Source organism: Ligilactobacillus murinus, from assembly GCF_003288115.1.
GTDB classification, from domain to species: domain Bacteria; phylum Bacillota; class Bacilli; order Lactobacillales; family Lactobacillaceae; genus Ligilactobacillus; species Ligilactobacillus murinus.
The window spans coordinates 656,116-681,480 of record NZ_CP023565.1; the positions used below are offsets into that span (position 1 = coordinate 656,116).

24 protein-coding genes and 1 riboswitch are annotated in these 25,365 nt (G+C 39.8%); of the genes, 21 read left to right on the top strand and 3 right to left on the bottom strand.

Going from position 1 to position 25,365, the window contains the following annotated elements; all coding sequences use genetic code 11:
- Positions 1-116: 116 nt before the first annotated feature.
- Positions 117-1,109: a diaminopimelate epimerase gene (dapF, locus tag CPS94_RS03270; protein ID WP_112195115.1), complete on the bottom strand. Its 993-nt coding sequence runs from the start codon at positions 1,107-1,109 to the stop codon at positions 117-119.
- Between the two features lie 215 nt (positions 1,110-1,324).
- Positions 1,325-1,504: riboswitch (Lysine riboswitch) on the top strand.
- 90 nt (positions 1,505-1,594) lie between these two features.
- Here dapF and lysA point away from each other — a divergent pair.
- The 7 genes from lysA (at position 1,595) to CPS94_RS03305 (ending at position 8,947) form a co-directional block, all read left to right on the top strand.
- Positions 1,595-2,887 (top strand): diaminopimelate decarboxylase, encoded by a 1,293-nt coding sequence (gene lysA, locus CPS94_RS03275; protein WP_112195113.1) that lies wholly within the window; start codon positions 1,595-1,597, stop codon positions 2,885-2,887.
- A 45-nt stretch (positions 2,888-2,932) separates the two neighbouring features.
- Complete coding sequence (gene dapD, locus CPS94_RS03280; protein ID WP_004047892.1) at positions 2,933-3,643, top strand: 2,3,4,5-tetrahydropyridine-2,6-dicarboxylate N-acetyltransferase; 711 nt, start codon at positions 2,933-2,935, stop codon at positions 3,641-3,643.
- Positions 3,644-3,648: 5 nt separating this feature from the next.
- Positions 3,649-4,812 carry an N-acetyldiaminopimelate deacetylase gene (locus CPS94_RS03285; protein ID WP_112286367.1) on the top strand — a complete coding sequence of 388 codons (1,164 nt, stop codon included), beginning with the start codon at positions 3,649-3,651 and terminating at the stop codon, positions 4,810-4,812.
- On the top strand, positions 4,812-5,735 hold the full coding sequence (dapA, locus tag CPS94_RS03290; RefSeq protein WP_112195109.1) for a 4-hydroxy-tetrahydrodipicolinate synthase: 924 nt from the start codon (positions 4,812-4,814) through the stop codon (positions 5,733-5,735). Before CPS94_RS03285 ends, dapA begins: the two co-directional genes overlap by 1 nt.
- A complete protein-coding gene (gene dapB, locus CPS94_RS03295; RefSeq protein ID WP_004047889.1) occupies positions 5,732-6,511 on the top strand; it encodes a 4-hydroxy-tetrahydrodipicolinate reductase in 780 nt (259 codons plus the stop codon). Before dapA ends, dapB begins: the two co-directional genes overlap by 4 nt.
- Before the next feature lie 17 nt (positions 6,512-6,528).
- Entirely contained in the window at positions 6,529-7,605 is a 1,077-nt protein-coding gene (locus tag CPS94_RS03300) for an aspartate-semialdehyde dehydrogenase (RefSeq protein ID WP_112195107.1), read from the top strand.
- A gap of 82 nt (positions 7,606-7,687) precedes the next feature.
- Entirely contained in the window at positions 7,688-8,947 is a 1,260-nt protein-coding gene (locus tag CPS94_RS03305) for a tetratricopeptide repeat protein (RefSeq protein ID WP_112195105.1), read from the top strand.
- 35 nt (positions 8,948-8,982) lie between these two features.
- On the opposite strand, the gene CPS94_RS03310 is transcribed toward CPS94_RS03305, so the two are convergent.
- Positions 8,983-9,816, bottom strand: coding sequence for a site-specific integrase (locus CPS94_RS03310; protein ID WP_089135322.1), 834 nt, complete (start codon positions 9,814-9,816; stop codon positions 8,983-8,985).
- Between the two features lie 209 nt (positions 9,817-10,025).
- Here CPS94_RS03310 and CPS94_RS03315 point away from each other — a divergent pair, with 209 nt between their 5' ends.
- From CPS94_RS03315 to CPS94_RS03335, 5 genes are all read left to right on the top strand, one after another.
- Positions 10,026-10,898: a YitT family protein gene (locus CPS94_RS03315; RefSeq protein WP_112195103.1), complete on the top strand. Its 873-nt coding sequence runs from the start codon at positions 10,026-10,028 to the stop codon at positions 10,896-10,898.
- A 282-nt stretch (positions 10,899-11,180) separates the two neighbouring features.
- On the top strand, positions 11,181-12,392 hold the full coding sequence (locus CPS94_RS03320; RefSeq protein ID WP_112195101.1) for a CCA tRNA nucleotidyltransferase: 1,212 nt from the start codon (positions 11,181-11,183) through the stop codon (positions 12,390-12,392).
- Positions 12,393-14,273, top strand: coding sequence for an ABC-F family ATP-binding cassette domain-containing protein (locus tag CPS94_RS03325; RefSeq protein WP_112195099.1), 1,881 nt, complete (start codon positions 12,393-12,395; stop codon positions 14,271-14,273).
- A 48-nt stretch (positions 14,274-14,321) separates the two neighbouring features.
- The gene (locus tag CPS94_RS03330) at positions 14,322-15,278 is read left to right on the top strand and encodes a thymidylate synthase (protein ID WP_112195097.1); all 957 of its coding nucleotides are present in this window, start codon (positions 14,322-14,324) and stop codon (positions 15,276-15,278) included.
- 16 nt (positions 15,279-15,294) lie between these two features.
- Positions 15,295-15,795 carry a dihydrofolate reductase gene (locus tag CPS94_RS03335; RefSeq protein WP_004047871.1) on the top strand — a complete coding sequence of 167 codons (501 nt, stop codon included), beginning with the start codon at positions 15,295-15,297 and terminating at the stop codon, positions 15,793-15,795.
- A 44-nt stretch (positions 15,796-15,839) separates the two neighbouring features.
- Here the strand turns inward: CPS94_RS03335 and CPS94_RS03340 are convergent, their stop codons facing one another.
- The gene (locus CPS94_RS03340; RefSeq protein WP_112195095.1) at positions 15,840-16,442 is read right to left on the bottom strand and encodes a hypothetical protein; all 603 of its coding nucleotides are present in this window, start codon (positions 16,440-16,442) and stop codon (positions 15,840-15,842) included.
- 140 nt (positions 16,443-16,582) lie between these two features.
- Here CPS94_RS03340 and CPS94_RS03345 point away from each other — a divergent pair, with 140 nt between their 5' ends.
- The 9 genes from CPS94_RS03345 (at position 16,583) to topA (ending at position 25,355) form a co-directional block, all read left to right on the top strand.
- Complete coding sequence (locus CPS94_RS03345; protein ID WP_112195092.1) at positions 16,583-17,527, top strand: SGNH/GDSL hydrolase family protein; 945 nt, start codon at positions 16,583-16,585, stop codon at positions 17,525-17,527.
- A 1-nt stretch (position 17,528) separates the two neighbouring features.
- A complete protein-coding gene (locus CPS94_RS03350; protein WP_004047868.1) occupies positions 17,529-18,131 on the top strand; it encodes a YpmS family protein in 603 nt (200 codons plus the stop codon).
- A gap of 14 nt (positions 18,132-18,145) precedes the next feature.
- Positions 18,146-18,367, top strand: coding sequence for a YozE family protein (locus tag CPS94_RS03355; protein ID WP_004047867.1), 222 nt, complete (start codon positions 18,146-18,148; stop codon positions 18,365-18,367).
- The gene (locus CPS94_RS03360; RefSeq protein ID WP_112195090.1) at positions 18,368-19,822 is read left to right on the top strand and encodes a S41 family peptidase; all 1,455 of its coding nucleotides are present in this window, start codon (positions 18,368-18,370) and stop codon (positions 19,820-19,822) included.
- A gap of 102 nt (positions 19,823-19,924) precedes the next feature.
- The gene (gene lepB, locus CPS94_RS03365) at positions 19,925-20,452 is read left to right on the top strand and encodes a signal peptidase I (protein ID WP_004047865.1); all 528 of its coding nucleotides are present in this window, start codon (positions 19,925-19,927) and stop codon (positions 20,450-20,452) included.
- A gap of 52 nt (positions 20,453-20,504) precedes the next feature.
- Positions 20,505-21,359 (top strand): ribosome biogenesis GTPase YlqF, encoded by an 855-nt coding sequence (gene ylqF, locus CPS94_RS03370; protein WP_004047864.1) that lies wholly within the window; start codon positions 20,505-20,507, stop codon positions 21,357-21,359.
- A gap of 64 nt (positions 21,360-21,423) precedes the next feature.
- Complete coding sequence (locus CPS94_RS03375; protein ID WP_112195088.1) at positions 21,424-22,188, top strand: ribonuclease HII; 765 nt, start codon at positions 21,424-21,426, stop codon at positions 22,186-22,188.
- Positions 22,189-22,230: 42 nt separating this feature from the next.
- Positions 22,231-23,091: a DNA-processing protein DprA gene (gene dprA, locus CPS94_RS03380; protein ID WP_004047862.1), complete on the top strand. Its 861-nt coding sequence runs from the start codon at positions 22,231-22,233 to the stop codon at positions 23,089-23,091.
- 149 nt (positions 23,092-23,240) lie between these two features.
- Positions 23,241-25,355, top strand: a complete 2,115-nt coding sequence (gene topA / locus CPS94_RS03385) for a type I DNA topoisomerase (protein ID WP_056958384.1) — start codon at positions 23,241-23,243, stop codon at positions 25,353-25,355.
- Positions 25,356-25,365: the final 10 nt, after the last annotated feature.

Sequence of the window (25,365 nt, forward strand, 5' to 3'; positions counted from 1 at the left end):
CCCGCTTCGTTTGAGGCGGGTCTTTTTTGTGTATACAGATACTTTTTAATGATAGATCAAAAAACTGCGTAATGAATAATATCATTACACAGTAAAAAGTATAGCGTCTATTTTTATTAGGCATTTAGATGTTGAATAAATTTTAAGTAAGCTTCCTGTTCACCAGTCGCTTGGATCTGGCAAACATCAGGAGTAACTGTGTTGTGGTGCAAGTGGCTTTCAGCAACTAAAATATCGTGAGTGAAAGTTGCATTACCGATCAGCTGGATCTTAAACTGATCATCCAATTGTCGCACTTTAGTTTTGACCATTCCCCCAGGATTGAAGACTGTGATCTCTTGTGTGAGATCACATTGCTCAGGATGACTGAGATAAAAGGCTAAACTTGTAGCTGACATTCCAGTCCCACAAGCATTAGTAAAACCTACGCCCCGTTCATAAGTACGCACAAATAGTTTGTTTGGACCTAGGATCTGAGCAAAGTTGACATTGACGCCATCTGGGAAATAAGGATTTAGAGTATTTAATTTAGCACCCAACTCGCCTAAAAATGTTCCGGCTTTCTCAATATTGGGTACGAAACTGATCAAGTGGGGATTAGGTACAGCCATGATCGTAAAGTGTAATTTTTTCTGAGGTTCAAATTCCACTAAGGGACGGTCGATGATCTGCTCAGCTCCTAAGTTATCAAAGGGGAGGTAGCGCTTCTCAAAATGAACAGGTGAGATCTCAACACCAAATGCAGGAACATTAGGGGCTAGCTCAGCCTGCTTTTGAACTTCTAAGTCGCTTTGGCGAGTCTGGACCTTAAAAGAGGTCAGCGCGTGTTTTTCGGCCAAATAACGTGCAACTGTGCGAAGACCATTGCCACACATCGATGCTTCACTACCATCAGCATTGATAACCCGCATTTGTGCCACCGTATTGGGAGTGGAACTCTTTTGAACGACTAAGATGCCATCAGCGCCTCCTAAGATACCGGTAGCTTTAGCTGTGAGTGTTTTGGTCAATGTGACCAATTCTTGTTCAGTCAAAGGTGTAGTTAGTAATGTTTGATCTAAGATAAAAAAACTATTCTGTGATCCATGGACTTTTTTTAAATTTATCATGAATATTCCTCCAATTTTTTAAGCGAATAAGGGGACATTTTACCTCATCTCATATGGTGAGGGGTGATCTCGCTTTAATTTTTCGATAACTGAATTGTATCATTTTTTAATTAATAACAAGTATAAAATTCTAGATTTTTTATAAAAAAGTGGATTTTCAAAAAAATAATATTAAAATTCCTTGACGTATCACATTAAAAATTATAATATTATGTTAAATCGAAGAGGCGCAACTGACATGAGTAAAGACCCTTAGCTGCTATAACAGTGTTTGAATGGTTCTAAAAAGGGGAAGTTGCCGAAGCTTTAGGTGTTTATAGACACTTGATGCTGGGCTGTGGTTTAAGAGATCACAGACTGTCGCAAACTAAACTTTGCGGAGTGCTATCGATCAAACAGAATTTTGCAATTATTCCAGCAAGATCTTTTTAGACGATAGGACTAAAAAGATCTTTTTTTGTGCAATTTATTTTGGAGGAAAGCTTATGGTGTTACCAACGAATAAAGCTGGTCATTTAACGATCGGCGGTGTAGATGCGGTCAGCTTAGCACATCGATATCAAACTCCATTAGTCGTATATGATGTGGCTTTGATCAAGGAGCAGATCACTAAATTTAAACGAGTTTTTGAAGAACAAGCTGTTGAATATGAAGTTAGCTATGCTAGTAAAGCATTTTGTGCAGTAGCGATCTATCAGGTGATCAATGAATTGGATTGTCATACAGACGTTGTGTCTGGTGGTGAATTAGCAACTGCCTTAAAAGCGGGTTTTCCCGCTGAAAAGATCAGTTTCCATGGAAATAATAAATCGATCGCTGAACTTGAATTTGCGATCAAAGCAGGCGTTGGTGTGATCATCGTGGATAATTTTTATGAGATCGACCTTTTACAAAAAGTTTTACGGGAGCAAAATGCTAAAACTAAAGTCATCTTGCGTGTGACGCCTGGTATTTCAGCACATACCCATGAATACGATCAAACTGGCCAGACTGATAGTAAATTTGGATTTGATCTAGCTTCAGGTCAAGCTGACAAAGCTTTGACTCAGTTACTGGCTGATCCACAGATCACAGTTTTAGGACTCCATGCCCATATTGGGTCCCAGATCTTTGAATTAGGTGGCTTTGAGCTGGTGGGCCAAAAGTTGATGGAAGTGGCTCATTCTTGGAAACAAAAATACGGTTATACGACTAAGGTTATCAACGTTGGTGGTGGCTTTGGTATCAAATATACGGCTGAAGATGATCCTTTGGCACCAGAAAAATTTGTCGAACAGATCATTAAGGCTGTAAAGCAAAAAGCTATAGAATATGAGTTAGAGCTTCCAGCGATTTGGATCGAACCAGGGCGTTCGATCACGGGACCAGGAGGATATAACTTATATACAGTAGGGGCAAGAAAAGATATTCCAGACCATCTATCATATTTAGCAGTTGATGGTGGAATGGGAGATAATATTCGTCCTGCCTTATATCAAGCTAAGTATACGGCTGTTTTGGCCAATGATCCAAACGCTAAAGTGACTCAGACAGTGCATTTAGCTGGAAAATATTGTGAATCAGGTGACATTTTGGTCGATAGAGCGACTTTACCTAAGACAAAACCAGGTGACATTATCGCACTGTTAGCAACGGGAGCATACGGTTATGCGATGGCTTCAAATTACAATCGTAATCCGCGTCCTGCAGTCGTTTTTGTCGAAAATGGGCAGGCTAAGTTAGTAGTCAAACGTGAGACTTACGCTGACTTATTGAAATTGGATCTACCTTATAAATAAAATTAAGAAAGGAAAGCTACTTTTTAGTGGTAGCAATTAAAGAAGATGGCAGAATTAAACGCACAAGAAATTATCAATTTTATCGCAAATGCAGACAAAAAGACACCAGTCAAAGTTTATTTGAATGCTCAAATCGCTGACCTTGATATCCCAAATGAGATCAAAGTTTTTGGAGGTGCAGATAGTGCTGTATTATTTGGTGACTGGCAGATCGTCAAACCATTTTTAGCTACTAACCAAACTAAGATCAAAGACTATGTGATCGAAAATCAAACGCGAAATTCCGCTGTACCGTTATTAGATCAAAAAGACATCAATGCCCGGATCGAACCTGGCGCTTTGATCAGAGACCAAGTCTTGATCGGGGACAATGCTGTCATCATGATGGGAGCGATCATCAACATTGGGGCTGAGATCGGTGCTGGTTCAATGATCGATATGGGCGCTGTTTTAGGTGGTCGTGCGATCGTAGGTAAGAATTGTCATATCGGTGCCGGCACTGTTTTGGCTGGCGTAGTCGAACCGGCTTCCGCAACGCCTGTGATCATTGAAGATGATGTTTTGATCGGCGCTAATGCTGTCGTTTTAGAAGGTGTCCGGGTCGGTAAAGGCGCAGTCGTGGCAGCTGGTGCGATCGTGACTAAAGATGTTGAACCTTACAGTGTCGTTGCTGGTGTACCAGCTAAATTTGTTAAATACACTGATGATAAGACAAAAGAAAAGACAGGTTTAGAAGATGATCTAAGAAAGTTGTGAGCAAAATGTTAAGTGAAAGTAAGTTGACAAAGATCTATCAAAAATTACATCAGATCCCAGAGTTAGCATTAGAAGAAGTCAAAACGAAAGCCTATTTACAACAAGAGATCGCAAAATTAGATCAAAGTTACTTAGAGATAAAAGAGATCTCTGAGTTACCAACGGCTTTATTGGTCAAAGTGTTGGGAAGTGATCCTAAAAAAACGATCGGCTATCGGTGCGATATCGATGCGTTGCCCCTCACAGAAGAAACGGGCTTAGAGTTTAGTTCGAAAAATCCCGGGGTGATGCATGCTTGTGGTCATGATATCCATATGACAGTAGCATTAGGAGTCTTAGCTTATTTTGCAACTACTCGTCCTAAAGATAACTTGATCTTTTTCTTCCAACCAGCTGAAGAAAGTAAAAATGGTGGTAAATTAGCTTATGAATTGGGCGTTTTTAGTGGAAAATGGCGTCCAGATGAATTCTATGCTTTACATGATGCGCCTGAACTACCTGCTGGAGCGATCGGATGTAATTTAGGAACTTTATTTGCAGGAACAACTGAAGTCGATATCCACTTGTATGGTAAAGGCGGGCATGCAGCTTATCCACATCAAGCCAATGATATGATCGTTTGTGCTAGTGCTTTGATCATGCAGGCTCAAACGATCATCTCACGTAACGTCGATCCGACTAAGGGTGGTGTCTTAACATTTGGTGAATTAAGGGCCGGTACGATCAGAAATGTGATCGCCGGAGAAGCGATGATCAAAGGGACCATTCGTGGTCTGACACAAGAGATGATCACCTTGATCCAAAAAAGGTTACAAGAGATCTGCGATGGTGTAGCCCAAAGTTTTGGTGCTAGAGTCGAGCTTAACTTAAATCAAGGTGGTTATCTATCGGTCGAAAATGATCCTTTATTGACGAATTTTTTTATTGAATATATGCAAAATGCTCCAGATGTTGAATTTATCGAAACTGAGCCGAAAATGACCGGGGAAGATTTTGGATACTTACTTTCAAAATTTCCTGGGACGATGTTTTGGTTGGGGGTAAATGATGTACATGCTTTACATAGCAATAAGCTAGTACCTGATCAAACAGCGATCCTTAAAGGGGTCAATGCAATAACTGGATTTTTATGTGCCCGTATGAAACAAGAGAAAGAAGTGGATGCTTAATGTTAACAAGATCACAGATCATAACCGCGATCGTGACACCATTTACAGCTGAAGGTCAGATCGATTATCCGGCATTGGAAAAATTGACTGAATATTTGTTACAAAGTGGGACCCAAGGCTTTGTAGTCGGCGGTACAACGGGTGAGACACCGACTTTGACGCATCAAGAAAAACTAACGCTTTACCAAAGATTTGCGCAAATAGTTGCTGGGCGTGTCCCAGTGATCGCTGGTTGTGGCACTAATGCGACCCAAGCGACTTTAGAATTTATCAATGAAGTTGCAAAGATCTCGGGAATAGATTACGCTTTGACGGTAGTCCCTTATTACAATAAACCAGATCAAGCTGGGATAAGAGCACATTTTGAATATTTGGCAAAAAGAGCTGAACTTCCCTTGATCATGTATAACATCCCCAGTCGAACTGGGGTCAAACTTAGCCAAGAAGTGATCGTAGACCTAGCCAAATTGGATAATATTGTTGGAGTAAAACAATGTGGCAGTCTAGCTGAGCTGGAATATATCATCGATAATACGCGTGATGAAGATTTTAGTGTCTTTACTGGTGAAGACGCTCAGGCCTTAGCAGCTAAGAAATTAGGCGCAGTTGGAGTTATTTCAGTGGCGGCCCATATTTATGGTGAACAGATGACACAAATGTATCAAGCATTCGCTAAGGCTGATCAAAGTAGAGCTAAAAAATTGGAACAATGGCTGCTCCCTAAGATGCAAGCTTTGTTTATGTATCCATCACCTGCTCCAGTCAAAGCTGTGTTGAATGCGCAAGGTTTTGCTGTTGGTGGGCTTAGATTACCGTTGCTTGCTTTAAATGCTACTCAAAAACAAGAGTTAGCATCAAGATTAGGCTTAGCTAAAAATGCTTTATCAAAGCGATTATCATTAGATTTGGGGGAAATGAAATGATCAAGATCTTAGTTGCAGGTTATTCAGGTTCGATGGGCCAACAGGTCTTAAAGTTGATCGATGAGACGCCTGATTTTGAATTGGTAGCAGTTTTTGCTTTAGGGGCTACAGAAAATGATCGTCAACGCTTGGGCCTTGGTGAACAAGTCAAGATCTATAATGAGCTATCACAGATCGAACAAGGAGCAGATGTTTGGATCGATTTTACCGCTCCGAGTGCTGTATTTGAAAATGTCAAATTTGCTTTAAAACATGGAATGTGTCCCGTAGTAGGAACTACAGGCTTGACAGATGAAGAGTTAGTTGAACTTAAGCAGTTAGCGTTAGCTCAGCAGCTAGGTGGCTTGGTAGCACCTAATTTTGGAATGTCAGCGGTATTATTGATGAAATTTGCCAAAGAAGCAGCCAAATATTTCCCTGATGTCGAGATCATTGAAATGCATCATGATAATAAAAAAGATGCACCTTCAGGGACGGCTTTGATGACGGCCAAATTGATCGCACAAAATCGCTTGCCTCATCATCAAGGTGTAGCTGATGAGACTGAAACGTTGGCGCATGTACGTGGTGGCGATTATGAAGGCATCAAGCTTCATTCAGTTCGTTTGCCAGGCTATGTGGCTCATGAACAGGTCCTTTTTGGTGGTGCCGGGGAAGCCTTGACGATCCGCCAAGATTCATTTGATCGGGCTTCATTTATGAGCGGTGTAAAGCTCGCAGTAAAAAAGGCTCAGGCATTAGATGGTCTAGTCGTTGGGTTAGAAAATATTTTATAAAAAGAAGGTAAAGTAAAATGAGAGAATATACGGTTGCTATTTTAGGTGCTACTGGTGCAGTTGGTTCACGGTTGATCGAACAGTTAGAACAGTCAACGATCCCAGTCAAAAAGGTCAAATTGCTTGCTTCTAAGCGTTCTGCGGGTAAGCAGCTCAATTTTAAGGGGCAAGCGATCACGATCGAAGAGGCAACACCAGAGGTATTTGAAAGCGTTGATCTAGTTTTGGCCTCAGCTGGTGGGGCTGTTTCTAAAAGACTACTCCCTGAAGCCGTTAAGCGTGGGGCAGTGTGTGTCGATAATACGAGTGCTTTTCGGATGGAGCCAGAAGTACCACTAGTCGTTCCAGAAGTCAATGAACAAGCACTATTTGAGCACCGTGGGATCGTAGCGAATCCTAATTGTTCAACGATCCAAATGATGGTCGCTTTAGAACCGATCCGTCAAAAATTTGGCTTAGAACAGATCATCGTTTCGACTTATCAAGCAGCTTCAGGAGCAGGCCAAACCGCTTTAGACGAAATGCTTTCAGAAGCTAAAGACTATTTGAATGGGGAAAAAATGGAAGGTAAGATCTTTCCAGTCAAAGGTGATAAGAAGCATTATCCGCTGGCTTTTAATCTTTTGCCCCAGATCGATGTCTTTGAAGACGATGGTTATTCCCATGAAGAATGGAAGATGATCCATGAAACAAAAAAGATCATGCAAGGCGACATGAATGATCCAAAACTCAAAGTGACCGCGACTTGTGTTCGGGTCCCAGTCGTGATCGGACACGGTGAATCAGTCTACTTTAAGACTACAGATACGACTTTGACTGTTGAAAAGCTTAAAGAAACGCTCCAAACTGCACCAGGAGTAGTTTTACAAGATGATCCGGCCCACCAAGAATATCCACAGCCACTGACAGCTGAAGGTAAACGTGAGACTTTTGTGGGGAGGATCCGTGCTGATAAGGAAAATCCCGGGAGTTTCAACATGTGGATCGTGTCAGATAATTTGTTGAAAGGCGCTGCTTGGAATACGGTTCAGATCGCTGAGCGCTTAGTTGAAAATGATCTTGTACATGTTCCAACTGAGCCATATTTAGGATAGTACCAAAGAAGTTGTTATTAATTTAGCAACTTTTTTATGTTATGATGGTAGCTAGAAGTTATTAAGTAAGGGTGGTAACCACATGACTTATTCGGAAGAAACACTGGATCATTTGGCGCAGGGAGATTTTTTAAAAGCAAATGAAACTTTAGAGCTTGCGTTGACTAGAGACGAAGATGATATGCTATACAGTTTGGCCGAAGAGCTGTATTCATTGGGCTTTTCGGAGATGGCTGCTAAAGCATATGAAACTTTGGTCAAACGCTACCCCAATGAAGATAGCTTAAAGACCGCCTTAGCTGAGATCCAGATCGGTGAAGGTAATGATGATCAAGCCTTAGCGATCTTATCTCAGATCACTCCAAAATCTAATGCTTACTTAGAAGCACTTTTGGTTAGTGCTGATCTCTACCAAACTCAAGGGGCTTTTGATGTCAGTGAACAAAAATTGCTAACGGCTTATCAATTAGCTCCGGATGAACCCGTGATCGAATTTGCTTTAGCCGAGTTATACTTTAACATTAAAGAATATCGTAAAGCAGCTCAATTTTACCGTTCTTTATTAAAACAAGGGGTCTTAGAGTTTTCTCGGGTCAATTTAGTGGCCCGTTTGGGTCTTTCTTATGCAGGCTATGGCAAGTTTGAGACAGCTTTAGGCTATTTAGAACAGATCCCAGAAGAACAACTCGATAATGATACGTTGTTCCAATTAGCTTTTACCCAACGTGAATTAGGCGATCTTGAAGCTGCTACAGCTAACTTTGAGAAGTTGCGCAAACGTACACCAGATTATGTGACGGTCTATCCATATCTAGCTGATCTCTACGAGCAAGCTGGTCAATTTGGTCAAGCTTTGATCACGGCCCAAGAAGGTCTAGCTGTGGATGAATTTAACGAAGCATTATATCAAAAAGCCAGTCAGTTAGCCGCTAAATTAGGTAAAAACAAGGAAGCAACTGATTACTTAAAAGAAGCTCTAGCACTAGATCCAAGTAATTTGACACTAGTTTTAGAGTTGAGTAATCAATTATTGGCTACACAACAAGATCAAGAAAATATTGCACTCTTGAAAGATTATTTAGCTAAAGATGAAGTTGATCCACAGATCTATTGGAATCTAGGGCGTTCGTATGCCAACTTGGATGATTATGAACAAGCTTTGACTAATTACGAAACGGCTGATCGTTATTTAGATGATAATGCCGAATTTTTAAGAGATGCGGCTTTCTTCTTTAGAAACGCAGGTCGCCGTGTTGAGGCTAGTGCAGCGGCTAAAGCTTATCTCATGCAAGTTCCGACTGATTATGAAGTCGAAGATCTATTAGATGAATTACAGTATTGATAGTAATAAAAAGCGCTCATCTCGAGCGCTTTTTATTATTGAAGTTCGTACCGGATCAGTTCTTGCCGATAATAGTTGAGTGAAGTCCCATCAAGGTGCAATTTGTCACTAAGTTGCTGTTCAGTTAAGTGTTGTTTTGTCAATAAAGCATTGAAGATCGCAGCTTGGTAGAGCTTACGTGGGATCAGAGGTAAGAAGCATTTAGGTTGATCAGCTTTGAGATATTTATGCAAGCCAGGTAAAGTCAGTCGTGGTTCGACTAGATCAATCCGCTGTTTTAAGAAAAGGTCTTGACTGTGTTGCTTAGTTTGCAAAGGAACAAGATATTCTTTAAAGCAGGCTAAGAAGTGCTGTTCGTTTGGCGCAAAGTTTTTTGTGTCTAATATTTGATAAAAGCCACTTTGTAAGATCTCAGTGATCGTATAGTAGTGTGAGATGAATAATAAAGTTGCGCGCGTATAATATGATAAGTCATTGTTTTCCAGTAATAGCGACAGTTCTTCTTGCCAATTTACAGGTACCAAATCATTTTTAGAGCGTTTTAATCCCTTCAATGGCAGGGTCGGTAGACTAGTTGAAAGCCGTTCATTGAAGAGAAAAGTAAAATAAACATTAAGGTGTGTCAGATATTTATTGTAAGTCGTGTTTTTGATCTCACGTTTGACTTGTAGCATATTTAAATAATCACGGATATCGCTTTCAGTCAGGTTAGACAGATCTGGATCTGTGCGGTAAAGACTATTGAAATTTCTTAGGTAGTTAAAGAGATCAGCGACATCACGACAAAGATCATCACAAGTATTTTTTTCAAGTACCCGATCATATTCTAAATAATGCCGAAATCTGTCTTCATAAGGAAATTGCGCCATCTTCGATCACCTCAATAATAATTTGTTACTTTAACAATAGCAAAAATAACAGCTCAGCGCAAGTTATCAAAAAATAAAATGTTACTTTAACTTAGGGATAAAAACAAAAGACTGCGCCAAAAACCGGCGCAGTCCACAAAACATTTTTCGCACGATCACGCATTAGCAACTAACTTATGCTATTATAAAACTGGAAAGGGTGTGTTTGCATGGTATCAAATGAACGCTTAAGTATGATAGATCTTATCATGATAAGTCTAGGGTGTGCTTTTTATGGCTTGGGGCTGGTCTCTGTCAATATAGCAAATCATTTAGCTGAAGGTGGAGTCACAGGGATCACGTTGATCATTCGTTATTGGTTACATATCGATCCAGCGTTATCAACGATCTTGATCAATATTCCCTTGATCATCATTGGCTATCGTTATTTAGGGAAAAAAGCTTTAGTTTATACAGTTTATGGAACATTAGCGCTGTCATTTTGGATCTGGTTTTGGCAAAGATTTTATATTCCAATTAATATCCATAATGATCTCTTTATTGCCGGGATCTTAGCTGGGATCTTTGGGGGGATTGGTTCTGGGATCGTTTATAAATTCGGGGGGACCACAGGGGGGACCGATGTCGTAGCTCGGATCTTGGAAAAAGAAAAAGGGATCCAGATGGGAAAAACACTACTCGCGTTAGATGTGGTCGTTTTGATGTTATCACTGAGCTATTTAGATCTACGTCAAATGATGTACACTTTGCTTGCTTCATATGTTTTTTCACAACTAGTTAATTTTATCCAAGGTGGGGCGTATGCAGCGCGAGGAGTTGTCATTATTTCACGTTTTCCAGATGAGATCGCAAAATCGATCATCCAAGATCTTGATCGAGGTGTTAGTTATTTAGCTGGACAAGGCGCTTTTTCCAATCAAGACTTTAAAGCGATCTACTGTGTCGTCAGCCCCAGTGAATTGACGGCTATCAAGCGGATCGCAGAACAGCATGATCCTAAAGCTTTTATCTCAGTTTTAGATGTGACAGAAGCAATGGGTGAAGGGTTTACGTATAATCGGCCCAAGAAAAAATTACTCTGAGCTGAGTATGTTTTAAGTGAGCAAAAAATATCTGCTAGTAGCGTAGAATTCTCATGCGCGGGTACAAAGTTTAACTTAACAGGTGAAAAACATCATGATCTAGAAGAATTTTACTGGCTTAATAACACCGACAAAAAAGAATATGTCATAAAATTAAAATAATTTACCTTAGCATTCAGCAAAAGTTGAGTGCTTTTTTGTTAGATACTTTTAATTGTAACGCTGAATTGAGACAGCTATAATAATACTGACTATATATTTAGAATAGGTTGGATATAGATTATGCAAGTAGAAAAAATACCTCAAGAATTTATGGTAGCTTTACCGTTGTTACAACAGATAAGAGCTGCTGGCTTTGAAGCTTATTTTGTGGGAGGAAGTGTCCGGGATACGATCCTAGGCTTGCCGATCCACGATGTTGATATTGCAACTAGTGCATATCCGGCCGAGATAAAAGCGATCTTTGAGCGGACAGTTGATACTGGGATCGAACATGGAACTGTTATGGTGTTAGACCATGGTGAAGGTTACGAGATCACGACTTTTCGGACAGAAAGTGGCTATCAAGATTTTCGGCGACCTGATAAAGTCGAGTTTGTCCGTTCTTTAAAAGAAGATCTCAAGCGACGTGACTTAACGATCAATGCTTTAGCTTTAGCACCTGATGGAACTGTGATCGATATGTTTTCTGGTTTAGATGACTTGGAAAATAAGACGATCCGTGCCGTGGGTGATCCGACTGAACGTTTCTTTGAAGATGCTTTACGCATGATGCGGACAGTGCGCTTTGCTAGTCAGCTGGATTTTAAGATCGAGCCTCAAACTTTACAAGCGATCAAAGCCAATGCACATTTACTTGAAAAGATCGCAGTTGAACGGATCCAAGTCGAATGGATCAAATTACTACTAGGTAAAAATGTGGTCCAAGGCTTAGACGCTTTTTTAGAAACAAAACTATATAAATACTGCCCACAATTTGCTACGCGTGAGCAAGCTTTACGTAAAATTGCAAAATTACCACAATTAAAACTAGCCGATGAATTAGAGTGTTGGGCATTATTGGCCTATGTCTTTGAGCTTACGCCTAAACAAGTGCGTAGTTTTCTCAAAGCTTGGAAAACTTCAAATGAGATCAGCACAGAAGTTCAAAATGTCTTGTCGATCCTTGAGCAAGCTACATCTGATCTTGATCCTTTGGTCTGTTATCATGCTAAAGAACGCGCAACTAAAGCAGCAAGTCATCTATTAGATATTCTACAGTTACCTTTAACAGGTGCTAAACTTTTACAGACTTATACAGCATTACCGATCAAAGATAAGGCACAGTTAGCTTTGAATGGTAAAGATCTCCTCCAAACACTAGGACTAAAACCGGGACCAGGCTTAGGAAAGATCTTGAATACGCTCGAACAAAAAGTTGTGTTAGGTGAACTAGCCAACGATAAAACAGTTTTATTAGCTCAAGCTGAAAAATTAAGTAAGGAATTGAATTAGATGCAAACACTTCGAATTGAAAATTTAACTAAGACCTATGGCGATAAAACATTGTTTCAAGATGCAAGTTTTATCATCAATGAACATGACCGGATCGGCTTGATCGGGACTAATGGTTCGGGGAAGACAACTTTTTTGAATGCGATCAGTGGTTTTGATCCCGCTGATTCTGGTGAATTGATCGCGCCTAACAATTATCGGATCAGTTATCTAAAGCAACAACCGGAATTGGATCCAGAAAAAACGATCATGGAAGCTGTTTTTGATGGTGCAGCTCCCGTTTTTCAGACGATCAAACATTATGAACAAGCATTGACTGCCTACAGTAATGATCCAGAAAACGAAAAGCTCCAAAAACGCTACGATGAGGCTGAAGCTAAGATGAATCAAGAAGATGCTTGGAGTGCTGATAGTGATATCAAGACGATCTTGACACAGTTACACATCAACGATTGGCATCAAAAAATCAAGACACTTTCTGGTGGTCAGGTCAAGCGAGTCGGCTTAGCCCAAGTTTTGATCCAAGAGCCAGACCTATTGATCCTAGATGAACCGACAAACCACTTGGATTTTGATTCGATCGCTTGGTTAGAAAATTACTTAGCTTCGTATAAGGGCGCGCTTTTGGTCGTGACCCACGATCGTTATTTCCTAGACCAGATCGCTAATCAGATCGTTGAACTATCATTTGGTAAATTATATTTTTATACTGGAAATTATCAAGCTTTTGTCGATCAAAAGGCAAAACGTGTTGAGCGTGAATTAACTGCTGAACATAAGCAACAACAGCTCTATAAAAAAGAATTAGCTTGGATGCGTACTGGAGCTAAGGCACGAACGACTAAACAGCAAGCTCGGATCAATAGCTTTAATGAATTAAAAGAAAATCTCAATAAAGTTCAAGTTGATGGCAAAGTCGATATCAACCTAGGACAACAACGCTTAGGTAAAAAAGTTTTAGAACTAAAACATGCTTCATTGAACTTAGACGAGCATACGATCTTAAAAGACTTTGATCTGTTGATCCAAGCCGGTGATCGGATCGGGATCACGGGGCTCAATGGGGCTGGTAAGTCAAGTTTATTGAATGTTTTAGCTGGAAAGCTAGCTTTAGACAGTGGTGAGTTGATCACAGGTGAGACGGTCAAGATCGCTTATTACCAACAAAAAACTGAAGACATCCCTGAAGATAAACGAGTTATCAGTTATCTAAATGACGTTGCCCAAACGATCGTCAATAAAGATGGTGAACATGTTAGCACGACACAATTACTGGAGCAGTTTCTCTTTCCAAGATCAATGCATGGTACATTGATCAAAAAACTTTCAGGGGGCGAAAAACGGCGCTTATATCTGTTAAAACTACTGATGATGCAGCCAAATGTCTTGATCTTAGACGAACCAACAAACGATTTAGATATCGGTACATTGACGGTATTGGAAGACTATCTTGATCAATTCCAAGGAACGGTGATCACAGTTTCCCATGACCGTTATTTCTTAGATAAAGTAGCCGATTTGCTTTTGATCTTTGAAGGTAATGCTAAAATAACACGACATTATGGTCTTTTCACAGATTATCTAAAAAAAGAGCTAGATAAACGTCCTGCCAAAAAAGTTGTCAAAGAAAAGCCAGTTGTCAAAGCAGTCAAACCAAAGGAAAAAACGAAATTGACTTATGCTGAGCAACTTGAATTTGACAAATTAGAACAAGAGATCGAAATGTTGGATGAAAAGCTAGAACAATTACAGACGCAAATGGGAGAAGTGGATGGATCAGACTATCCTAAGCTCGCCAGTTTGCAACAAGAGATCGACGACCTAAACGCGCAAAGTGAACAAAAGATGGCGCGGTGGGAAGAATTAGGGCAATATGTCTAGTAAAATGATATAATGATCTATCCCAAATAATTGCATCGGAGGAAGAAAATGACTGCACTTGAAGAACCGTATTTACAATTGATTCGAGATATTTTAGAAAAAGGTCATCAAAAAGGTGATCGAACTAAAACAGGGACGACCAGTTTATTTGGTTATCAAATGCGCTTTGATCTAAGCCAAGGTTTTCCTTTATTGACAACTAAAAAAGTTCCTTTTGGCTTGATCAAAAGTGAGTTGCTCTGGTTTTTGAAAGGTGATACCAATATTCAATACTTATTGCAACACAATAATCATATTTGGGATGAGTGGGCCTTCAAAAATTGGATCGAAAGTGATGAATACACTGGACCAGATATGACTGATTTTGGTTTGCGAGCTCAAAAAGATCCAGCATTCAAAGAAGTATATCAAGCACAAAAGAAGCAATTTTGCGACCGGATCGTTAATGATGATGAATTTGCAGCGAAATATGGCAATTTAGGTGACGTCTATGGTGCCCAATGGCGTCATTGGAAAACACGTACAGGTGAAACGATCGATCAGATCAAAGAGGTGATCGAGACGATCAAAACTGATCCCAATTCTAGGCGAATGATCGTCTCGGCTTGGAATCCTGAAGATGTACCTTTCAGTGCTTTACCACCATGCCATACGTTATTTCAATTTTATGTCAATGATAATAAGCTGAGTTGCCAGCTTTATCAACGAAGTGGTGATGTCTTTTTAGGTGTGCCGTTCAATATTGCCAGTTATGCTTTGCTGACGCATCTGATCGCACATGAGACAGGCTTAGAAGTAGGCGAATTTATCCACACTTTAGGCGATGCGCATATCTATTCTAACCATCTCGAGCAAGTCAAAGAACAATTAACTCGTACGCCTAAAGCTGCACCTAAGTTATGGTTGAATCCAGCTAAAAAAGATGTTTTGTCATTTGAAATGGATGATATTAAATTAGAAGGCTATGAATCTTTTGGACCTATCAAAGCTCCCGTAGCTGTATAAGAAAAGGGGTAAAAAAATGATCTCATTTATTTGGGCTGAAGATAAGAAACATCATATCGGATACAAGGGGAAGTTACCCTGGCACCTCCCAGCTGATCTAGCTTTTTTTAAAAAACAAACTATCGGTCACCCGATCGTGATGGGACGCAAAACTTTCGCTAGCTTTCCAGGATTATTACCTAAACGCCAACATATCGTCTTGACTCATAGTGAAGAACTAAAAAAAGAAGCAAAAGCGACCGAACGTTTGACGATTTTTTCAGATCTATCTGAGTTGAAGGCTTGGTTATCACAGCAGTCTGAGGAAGTTTTTGTGATCGGTGGAGCTTCATTGTTCAACAGTTTACAAGAAGAAGTTGAGCGGTTATATGTAACTAAGATCGCTTCTGAATTTAAGGGAGATACGCTCATGCCTGAGCTAGACTATTCAAAATTCAGAGCGATCTTTCAAAAAGAAGGTGTGGTCGATGAAAAAAATCATTATCCACATACCTTCTATATCTATGAACGTAAATAAAAAAGCGGGGATGTTTTGTTACGACATCCCCGTTTTAATTATCACTAGTAGATCAATTGTATTAGACCTAAAAGCCAAGTCCAGATCATCAATGTTTCTGCAATGCATGAAAGCCAAAGCAGATTAGGCTGGGCTTTATTCCACCAATAAGAAAAGATTCCCAAGATGATGGCGATAATAAAGAGCGGTGTAAAGATCTTACCCGTAAATACCAAGATCAAACAAACCAGCCAAACGACCAAGCTAACGGTGTAGACCCACTGCCAGTATTTTAGATAAAAAACACATTCATAGAGCAATGTTAAAACAGCCCAAGCAGTCACGAGTCCAAAAGCGACCCAGCCAGCTGCAAAAAATTTTACCCCAAAGCAAAGGGGGTAAAGGAGCGTCATAAGCATCAAAGCGCCTAGGCTCCGGGTTATCGTGTCTAAAGGGCGGTGAGCTTTAGTATTATAAAGAGCTAAAGTAATGATCTTTAGCAATAGATAAAGGCTAACTGTGCCCAAAATAAGTGAAAGTGCAACAATGAAAGCTGTTTTGGGATGTCCGGCTAGAAGCGTAATGATCGTTAAAAAGACAGAGCCTAGTAGAGCGATCCCTGTGATGATCGAACTGGCGATCAGGTTTTTGTTATTATATTTAGGCAAATAGATCGACCTTTCTGATAAAAAATTTTGATCAATTACATTGTAACATACCAGTAAGTACAACTTACATGAGATAAGTATTTAAATTAAAGTGCATTTAGCTTACAATAAAGGCAAGACTAATTAAAGGGGGATATTTTTTGAAAGCAATCAAAAAAATAGCAGCATTTGTCGGTTGTATCGTTGGAGTAGCTGCTGTTTTTTATTTGGTTTTACAGCTTGTATTACCACAAAAACAAGAGTTGGACCCAGTCAAAAAAGTTACCGCTAAAGTAGAACGAGCTACTACCAAAAAGGTTAAACCGACCTTGACCTTGACTGCTTTAGGCGATTCTTTGACTTTTGGTGTGGGTGATACCACGGATAAAGGTGGTTATGTTGGCTTGATCAAGACTAAGCTCGAACAAAAACAAGCTCTAACGGTAACCACACACAATTATGGCAAGACTGGCGATCGTAGCGATCAGATAAAACAGCGTGTGCTTGCTTCAAAACAGCTCCAGTCAGATCTAAAAAAAGCTGATGTGATCACAATGACGGTCGGCGGCAACGATCTGATGAAAGTTCTTCAACAAAACTTCAATAGTTTAGCTGAAAATAAACTCAGCAATGCAATGCCTAAAGCAAAAGCACAATATGCAACTGAACTTCAGAGCTTGTTAACGACAGTCCGCCAATACAATAAGACAGCACCGATCTTTTTGATCAGTGTCTACAATCCGTTTTATGTGTATTTTCCAACTTTGACTCAAATACAACAATATACCGATGAATGGAATGAAGTTGCTAAAGACACTATTGCAAATGAAGCCAAGATCTATTTTGTAGATGTAAATAAGCAACTATCTGAAGGCCAATATTACGGTAGATCGAAAGCAACACTGCAAAAAAATGCGACGACTGATCTAAATGAAGTTGCTGATAGTAAACTTGAGCAACTTCTAAGCGATGATAAGGAGAAAAATGACTATTTATCTGATGAAGATCATTTTCATCCTAATGATAAAGGTTATCGCTACATCACTGCTAGACTATATCAAGTGATGCTCAAACATAAAAGTACATGGTTAGAAGGTGAAAAATAGGATGAAAAAACAAAGCGATCCTTGGAAATGGGCGTTTGCGATCCTTTTAGGCCTGGTGTTGGGCTTTATCGTCTTTGTTTGGTTTCAAGTAACGACTCCAAGCTCAGATCAAAAACAGATCGCAACGCAAACAACACAAAAACAAGGGCAATATGCCAATGTCAATGTCGTTTTGAATAAAGAACAATTAAGTGCAGCTGTCAATTATTATCTACAACAAAATCAAAAGAAAGGTGCGATCAAGTACCGCTTTGTCTTGGATAAATCAGCGATCTTGATGGGGACGACAAAGATCTTAGGTAAAGATGTCTCTTTTACGCTATATGCGACGCCCCAACTTGACGATTCAGGAAATCTAGTGCTAAAAACTAAATCAGTTGCGATCGGATCTTTGAATGCTCCACCAAGTTTTGTCTTAGGTTATATCAAAAATAATTACGATCTTGGTAAATGGGCTAAGATCAATGCTTCCAAAGCAACGATCACCCTTGATCTAAATCAATTGACCAAAAAACAAGGGATCAAGATCCAAGGTGAAAAATTTGATCTCAAACAAGATGATCTTCAATTTAAAGTCGCTTTCCCATTGAGTAATACTAATTAAAGGCAGGTAGATTTATGCGTGAAAGTTTTTATCGTTATTTGATGACTAAACGTGATCCAAATGGTATAGATGAGATCAGTCATTTTGCCAATGCAGCATTCTTTGATCAAGCTTTTCCTAAACATTCAGATGATTATCATGAGATCTCGCATTATCTTGAATTGAATGCGACGTATCTACCTTCAATGAGCGTTTTCGATGAAGCATGGCAAGGATATTTGGAAGAGGTAATTTAAGTGGAAAAAGAGAAGCAAAAAGAACGAAAACTTAAAAGAGTGTTTTTACAAAAAAAGTACAATTTATTGACCACCGTGCTGGTTGCATTGTGTGTTGCCTTGCTCAGTGGAGGTGGTGTATTTTGGCTGATGGATCGTCAAGTAAAAGGGCTCGAGTCAGCTAATCAAGCAATGGGCAAGATCAATACGGTCTATAATGCCCTTTACTATAACTATTATAAAGATGTCAGCCAACAAAAGCTGGTTGATGGTGCTTTAAATGGGATGGTCGAGGCTTTAGGTGATCCTTTTACCGAATACATGAATAAAACTGAGAGTCAAGAATTAAATGATTCGATCTCAGGGAGTTTTGGTGGGATCGGAGCCCAAGTGCAAAAAAGTGGTTCAAAGATCAAGATCATGGCACCGATCGCGGGGACACCAGCCGCTAAAGCTGGTTTGAAAGCCAATGATGTTATCGTCAAGATCGATGGCAGATCAACTAAGGATTACTCCTTGAATAAAGCTGTTTCATTGATGCGTGGTAAAGTTGGGACTAAAGTTTCTGTCACGATCGAGCGAAATGGAACGACTTTCACGAAAACTTTGACTCGGGCTAAGATCCCTGTTAAAACCGTTGAAGGCAAATTAGCTACTAATAAACAGATCGGTTATATTCAAGTAACTTCATTTTCTGAAAATACTGCTAAAGAATTTAAACAAACAGTCCAAAGTTTGCGCAAAAAAGGGGCTAAGTCCTTTATCATTGATGTGCGTAATAATCCGGGTGGTTTGATGGATCAAGCTTTAGCGATGTCTTCAATGTTTGTTGAAAATGGCAAGCCGATCTTGCAAGTTGTTGGTCGTGATGGCAAACCAACGATCTATAAGGCAAGTAATGAACTGGATGATGGTTTCAAGGTCAAAGAAAAAGCGATCGTCTTGATCAATGGTGGATCTGCTAGTGCTTCAGAGATCTTTGCGGCAGCACTCAAACAATCGGGCAATAATGTCACTTTGATCGGAACTAAGTCATATGGTAAAGGAACAGTTCAAAATACCTTGCCATTCAAAGATAAGACAGAATTAAAATTAACGATCGCTAAATGGTTGACGCCAGATGGGACTTGGATCCATAAAAAAGGGATCAAGCCTGATGTTAAAGCTGATTATCCTGATGTTGCCTATTTGACTGCGATCGATACAACTAAAGCCTATCAAGCGGGACAAAATTCAAAGCAGATCAAGAATTTACAACAAATGCTGGTCTTTTTAGGCTATGACTTGGATGAAAAATCGGGTTACTTTAATGAACAAACCAAGCAAGCTATCGAAAAATATCAAACAGACAACGGCCTAATCGTTAACGGCACGGCCGATAAAGCGACCGTTGAAAGCATTGAAAATAAAGTTGCTCAAAAAGTTACTGAGTCAGACAACGCCTACCAAAAAGCTGTCGAAAAATTAAGTGAATAAGTTTTTTAACGGGACGTCTCAAAGTAGACGCCCGTTTTTTATCTTTCCAAAAATTATGTTACAATATGGGTGTATTTTTCAGAAAGGGACGTAAAGATCATCATGAAAGTGCATGTAGATAAACAAAAGCTCAAAAAATGGAGTGGTCCCTTCAGTTTGGCGCTTGTGATAGCGCTCTTTGTTCGCTTTTTTTTAGTCACACCATTGGAGATCAATGGTAATTCGATGTTACCAGTACTTCACGATCACGATGAAGTCTTGGTGCGACATTATGGCACGATCAAACGCTTTGATATCATTACTTTCAAGCTCAATAATGGTGAAACTTATATCAAGCGGGTGATCGGTTTACCAGGTGATGAGATCAAATATGAAAATAATCAGCTTTACGTAAATCAAAAGAAAGTTCCAGAAAAATTCCTAACAGATCCAAATTTGGGTGAGACTTCCGATTTTACATTGGATGATTTTTTTACCACTACTAAAGTCCCAGCACATAAATATTTTGTATTGGGCGATAATCGTCGGATCAGCCAAGATTCGCGCACTTTAGGGATGATCGATGAAACGAAGATCTCAGGGCGAGCTTGGATCATTTATTGGCCTATCTGGCATTTTAAAGTGCTATGAGGCATGGTATAATAGCAAAAGCTGATTTAATTTTATGAAAGGATGCAAAAACATGGCAATTATTCAATGGTTCCCTGGTCACATGGCCAAAGCCTTACGTCAAGTCAAAGAAAACCTCAAACTGGTGGATGTCGTTTTAGAATTAGTCGATGCAAGACTACCTGAATCATCACGTAATCCCCAGCTAAAGGATCTATTACAAGACAAGCCAAGTATCATCGTGCTGACCAAAATGGATCTAGCTGATCCTAAAGAAACACGTAAATGGATCGAATACTACGAAAAAATGGGGCAACCTGCCGTAGCGATCAATAGTGTTCAAGGTTCATTAAAAGTGATCGATAAGAAGATCAAAGAAGTCTTAGCTGAAAAATTAGCCAATAAAAAAGCACGTGGGATCTTATCACAACGCATCAAAGTCATGTGCATCGGCATCCCTAACGTAGGTAAATCTACGTTGTTGAATCATTTGGTCAAAAAAAATGTTGCTCAAGTGGGCAATCGTCCTGGGGTCACCAAGTCTCAGCAGTGGTTAAAAGCCGGTAAAGATCTCCAATTATTAGATACACCGGGGATCTTGTGGCCTAAGTTCGAAGATCCGATCGTGGGTAAAAAACTAGCTTTGACGGGTGCGATCAAGGATACTTTATACGCAAAAGATGATGTTGCTTTATATGAGATCGAAGAATTTAGTGCAAAAAATCCACAAGCTTTGATCGAACGCTATAAGATCGACGAAGAACTTTTGGAATTGCCGACAGTTGAAGTTCTACTAGAACTAACTCGTAAATTAGGTTTTAAAGATGACTATGAGCGAGCAAGTGAACGGTTGATCTTTGATTGTCGTAAGGGAAAATTAGGGCGTTATACTTTGGATGACGTTCCTAAAGATCCAGCTAAAGTTTAGAGCATATTCGAGAGGGACTTGCAGTAGCACGCCCCTCTTAATTTATTAATTGGGGGAATTTATTTTGGGCCACACGATCGCACAGATCAAGGCGCTATTAAAGGCTGAGCCTAGCGCTGAAACATTAAAAAAATTGCAGGACGACCCACGTAAAGGCGTTCAGACTGCTTTAAAAACGTATTATAAACAAAAAGAAAAACAGGCACAAAAGTTAGTCAAATTTAAAGAACGTTTACGTTTAGAAAAACAACTATGGAGTAACGGTGTTGAATATGTCGCTGGGATCGATGAAGTCGGTCGCGGCCCTTTGGCTGGTCCAGTCGTTACAGCTGCAGTGATCTTACCACATGATTTTCAATTAGTTGAAGTCAATGATTCAAAGCAGTTATCTGAAAAAAAACGTGAGGAACTTTATGACAAGATTTTAGAACAAGCAGTTGCGGTAGCCGTTGGGATAGCAGAAAATGAGCTGATCGATGAAGTCAATATCTATCAGGCAACTCGGATCGCAATGAAAGAAGCCTTGGAAGCTTTAACGATCAAACCCGGTCATATTTTGATCGATGCGATGCAGATCGACACTGACATCCCGCAAACAAAATTGATCAAAGGTGATGCTAGATCAGCTTCGATCTCGGCCGCTAGTATCGTTGCTAAAGTCAACCGTGACCGCCTGATGAAGTTTTATGATACGGTATATCCAGGCTATGATCTGGGAAATAATGCTGGCTACGGGACACCTAAACATTTGGCTGGCTTAGCTCAAAAAGGGGTCACCCCGATCCATCGTAAGACATTTGAACCAGTTGTTAAATATTTAAGCAAATAGATCCCCACCTTTTGCGTATTTATATAGCGAGAGGTGTTTTTCATGAACGAATTAGAATTTTTCTTGTTGAAGCTACATTTATGTAACCTAGATCTTAAAAATGAATTACGGGTCGTTCGTTATATGCTTTCATTTGAGCGTTGTCCTAGTAAGGATGAACTCTTTTTACTTTTAAAATTAGGTCAAACGCAAAAAAATGATCTGTGGAATGCTCTACAAAGTAAGCAATTATCTCAAAAGATCCAGCAAAATCTAAAAGTCAGCCATTTTTTGACGATTTTAGATAAGCGCTACCCATCACAATTACAAGAGATATATTCACCACCGGTCGTTTTGTTTTATCAAGGAGATCTCGAACTGCTGGATTCTAAAAAACTCTTAGGTGTCGTCGGGGCACGTCAATGTAGTTCATATGCACTGCAAGCCTTGACCCAATTATTACCTAATGTGATCCAACAAAAACTTATCCTTGTCAGTGGTTTGGCTAAGGGTGTCGATGGACTCTCCCATCAATTGGCTTTAAAGCACCACGGTAAAACGATCGCTGTGATCGGTAATGGACTAGATATCAGTTACCCCAGCTGCAATCGCGCTTTACAAACACAGATCGCACATGCGGGACTGTTACTTAGTGAATATCCTTTAGAAAGTCGCCCGTTGAAATATCATTTTCCCTTGCGTAATCGGATCATTGCGGGGCTATGTCAAACAGTGTTAGTTGTTGAAGCAAGACATCACAGTGGGAGTTTGATCACAGCCAATCTCGCACTACAAGAAAATCGTAATGTCTTAGCTTTACCAGGACGGATAAATGATATCTATTCGACGGGATGTAATGAATTGATCGCAGCAGGTGCCAAACCAGTCTTAAATAGCAACGATATCTTAGAAGAATTTATTTAGGTAAGGTAAACATTGACTGATAAATGTTCAAACTGCTTGACAAAGTTAGTTTAAATAGCATAACATGAGTATCGAATTTCGTGACTGGTCAATTGATCGGGTCAACAGATATTTTTAAATCAAGACTATAGTATGAGGGAGTTGTTGGTATGCCGAGGTCTACAACTGGGACTGCTACCAAAAAGAAAACAAAACGTAAAGTAAAAAAGAATTTAGTGATCGTGGAATCACCTTCCAAGGCTAAAACGATCGAAAAATATTTAGGCTCACGCTATAAAGTTATGGCTAGTTTAGGGCATATTCGTGACTTGCCTAAGAGTAAGATGGGGGTCGATGTTGAAAATAACTACGAACCACATTATATTTCGATCCGCGGTAAAGGTGATGTGATAAAAGAACTAAGAAAAGAAGCTAAAAAAGCTGCTCACGTTTATCTTGCAGCCGATCCGGACCGTGAAGGAGAAGCGATCGCATGGCATCTATCTTACCTTTTAGGACTTGATCCAAAAGACAAAAATCGAGTCGTGTTCAATGAGATCACTAAAGATGCTGTTAAAAATGCTTTTAAAAACCCCCGGGCGATCGATATGAATTTAGTTGATGCCCAACAAGCTAGGCGAGTTCTTGATCGTTTGGTAGGTTACTCGATCTCACCATTATTATGGGCTAAGATCAAAAAAGGGCTATCAGCCGGTCGCGTGCAATCGATCGCTTTAAACTTGATCATTCAACGTGAACAAGAGATCAAAGCTTTTAAACCTGAAGAATATTGGACTTTAGATGCCCAATTCAAAAAGGATAAAGCTAAATTCGATGCTAGCTTCTATGGTCTAGACGGTAAGAAAGCTGAGCTAAAGAACAACGAAGAAGTTCAAAATGTTTTAGCTAAGTTAGACACTAAGAAACCATTTACTGTTTCAAGTGTCACTAAAAAGGAACGTAAACGGATGCCACAGCCACCTTTTACAACTTCGACTTTGCAACAAACTGCCAACAACACATTGAAATTCAAGACGCAAAAGACGATGATGGTAGCCCAACAACTCTATGAAGGGATCAGTTTAGGGCGTGGTGGAGCCGTTGGGTTGATCACATATATGCGGACTGATTCAACGCGGATCTCTAGTGTGGCTAAACATGAAGCATCAACATTTATCCATGAAGAATATGGCGAAGAGTATGCCGCCTTAAAGCCACGTAAGACTAAGTTATCTGAAGGAGCACAAGATGCCCATGAAGCGATCCGGCCTTCTTCAGTTATGCGGACCCCTAAATCGATCGAGAAATATTTGACTAAAGATCAAATGAAACTCTATTCTTTGATCTGGTCACGGTTTGTGGCAAGTCAGATGACACCAGCGATCGTAGATACGATGCGGGTCGATCTAACACAAAATGGTGTGACCTATCGTGCGAATGGATCAAAACTAAAATTTGATGGTTTTACTAAAGTCTATGCCGAATCCAAGCGCAAAGATAATATCTTACCAGATCTAAAAGAAGCCGATGAAGTTTTGATGGTCAAAAATCAACCTAATCAACACTTCACTTTGCCACCAGCTCGTTATACTGAAGCTAGTTTGATCAAAACGCTCGAAGAAAACGGTGTTGGGCGCCCTTCGACATATGCGCCAACACTAAATGTTATCCAAAAGCGCTACTACGTTAAATTAGCTGCACGTAAATTCGAACCAACGGAATTGGGTGAGATCGTTGATAAGATGATCCAGGAATGCTTCCCTGATATCTTAAATGTTGATTTTACTGCTAATTTAGAAGGTCAGTTAGATGAGATCGAAGAAGGTAAACAAGAATGGGTCTCTATTATTGATGAATTTTATCAACCATTCTCTGATGAGGTCAAAGAAGCTTCTGAAAAATTAGCGAAGGTCACGATCAAAGATGAACCTGCTGGTTTCAATTGTGAGATCTGTGGAGCTCCAATGGTCATTAAAATGGGGCGTTATGGCAAGTTTTACGCTTGTAGCCGGTTCCCAGATTGCCGTAATACACAAGCGATCATCAAACAGATCGGAGTAAAATGCCCGGTTTGTGGCAAGGGACAAGTTGTTGAACGTAAATCTAAGAAGAATCGCGTTTTCTATGGCTGTTCACGGTATCCAGACTGTGAATTTGTTTCTTGGGACAAGCCGGTCGGTAGAAATTGCCCTAAATGTGACCACTATTTAGTCTATAAAAAGACTAAAAAAGGACAACAAGTCAAATGTCCAAATGGTGACTATGAAGAAGCCATTCAAAAATAACTAAGGAGTA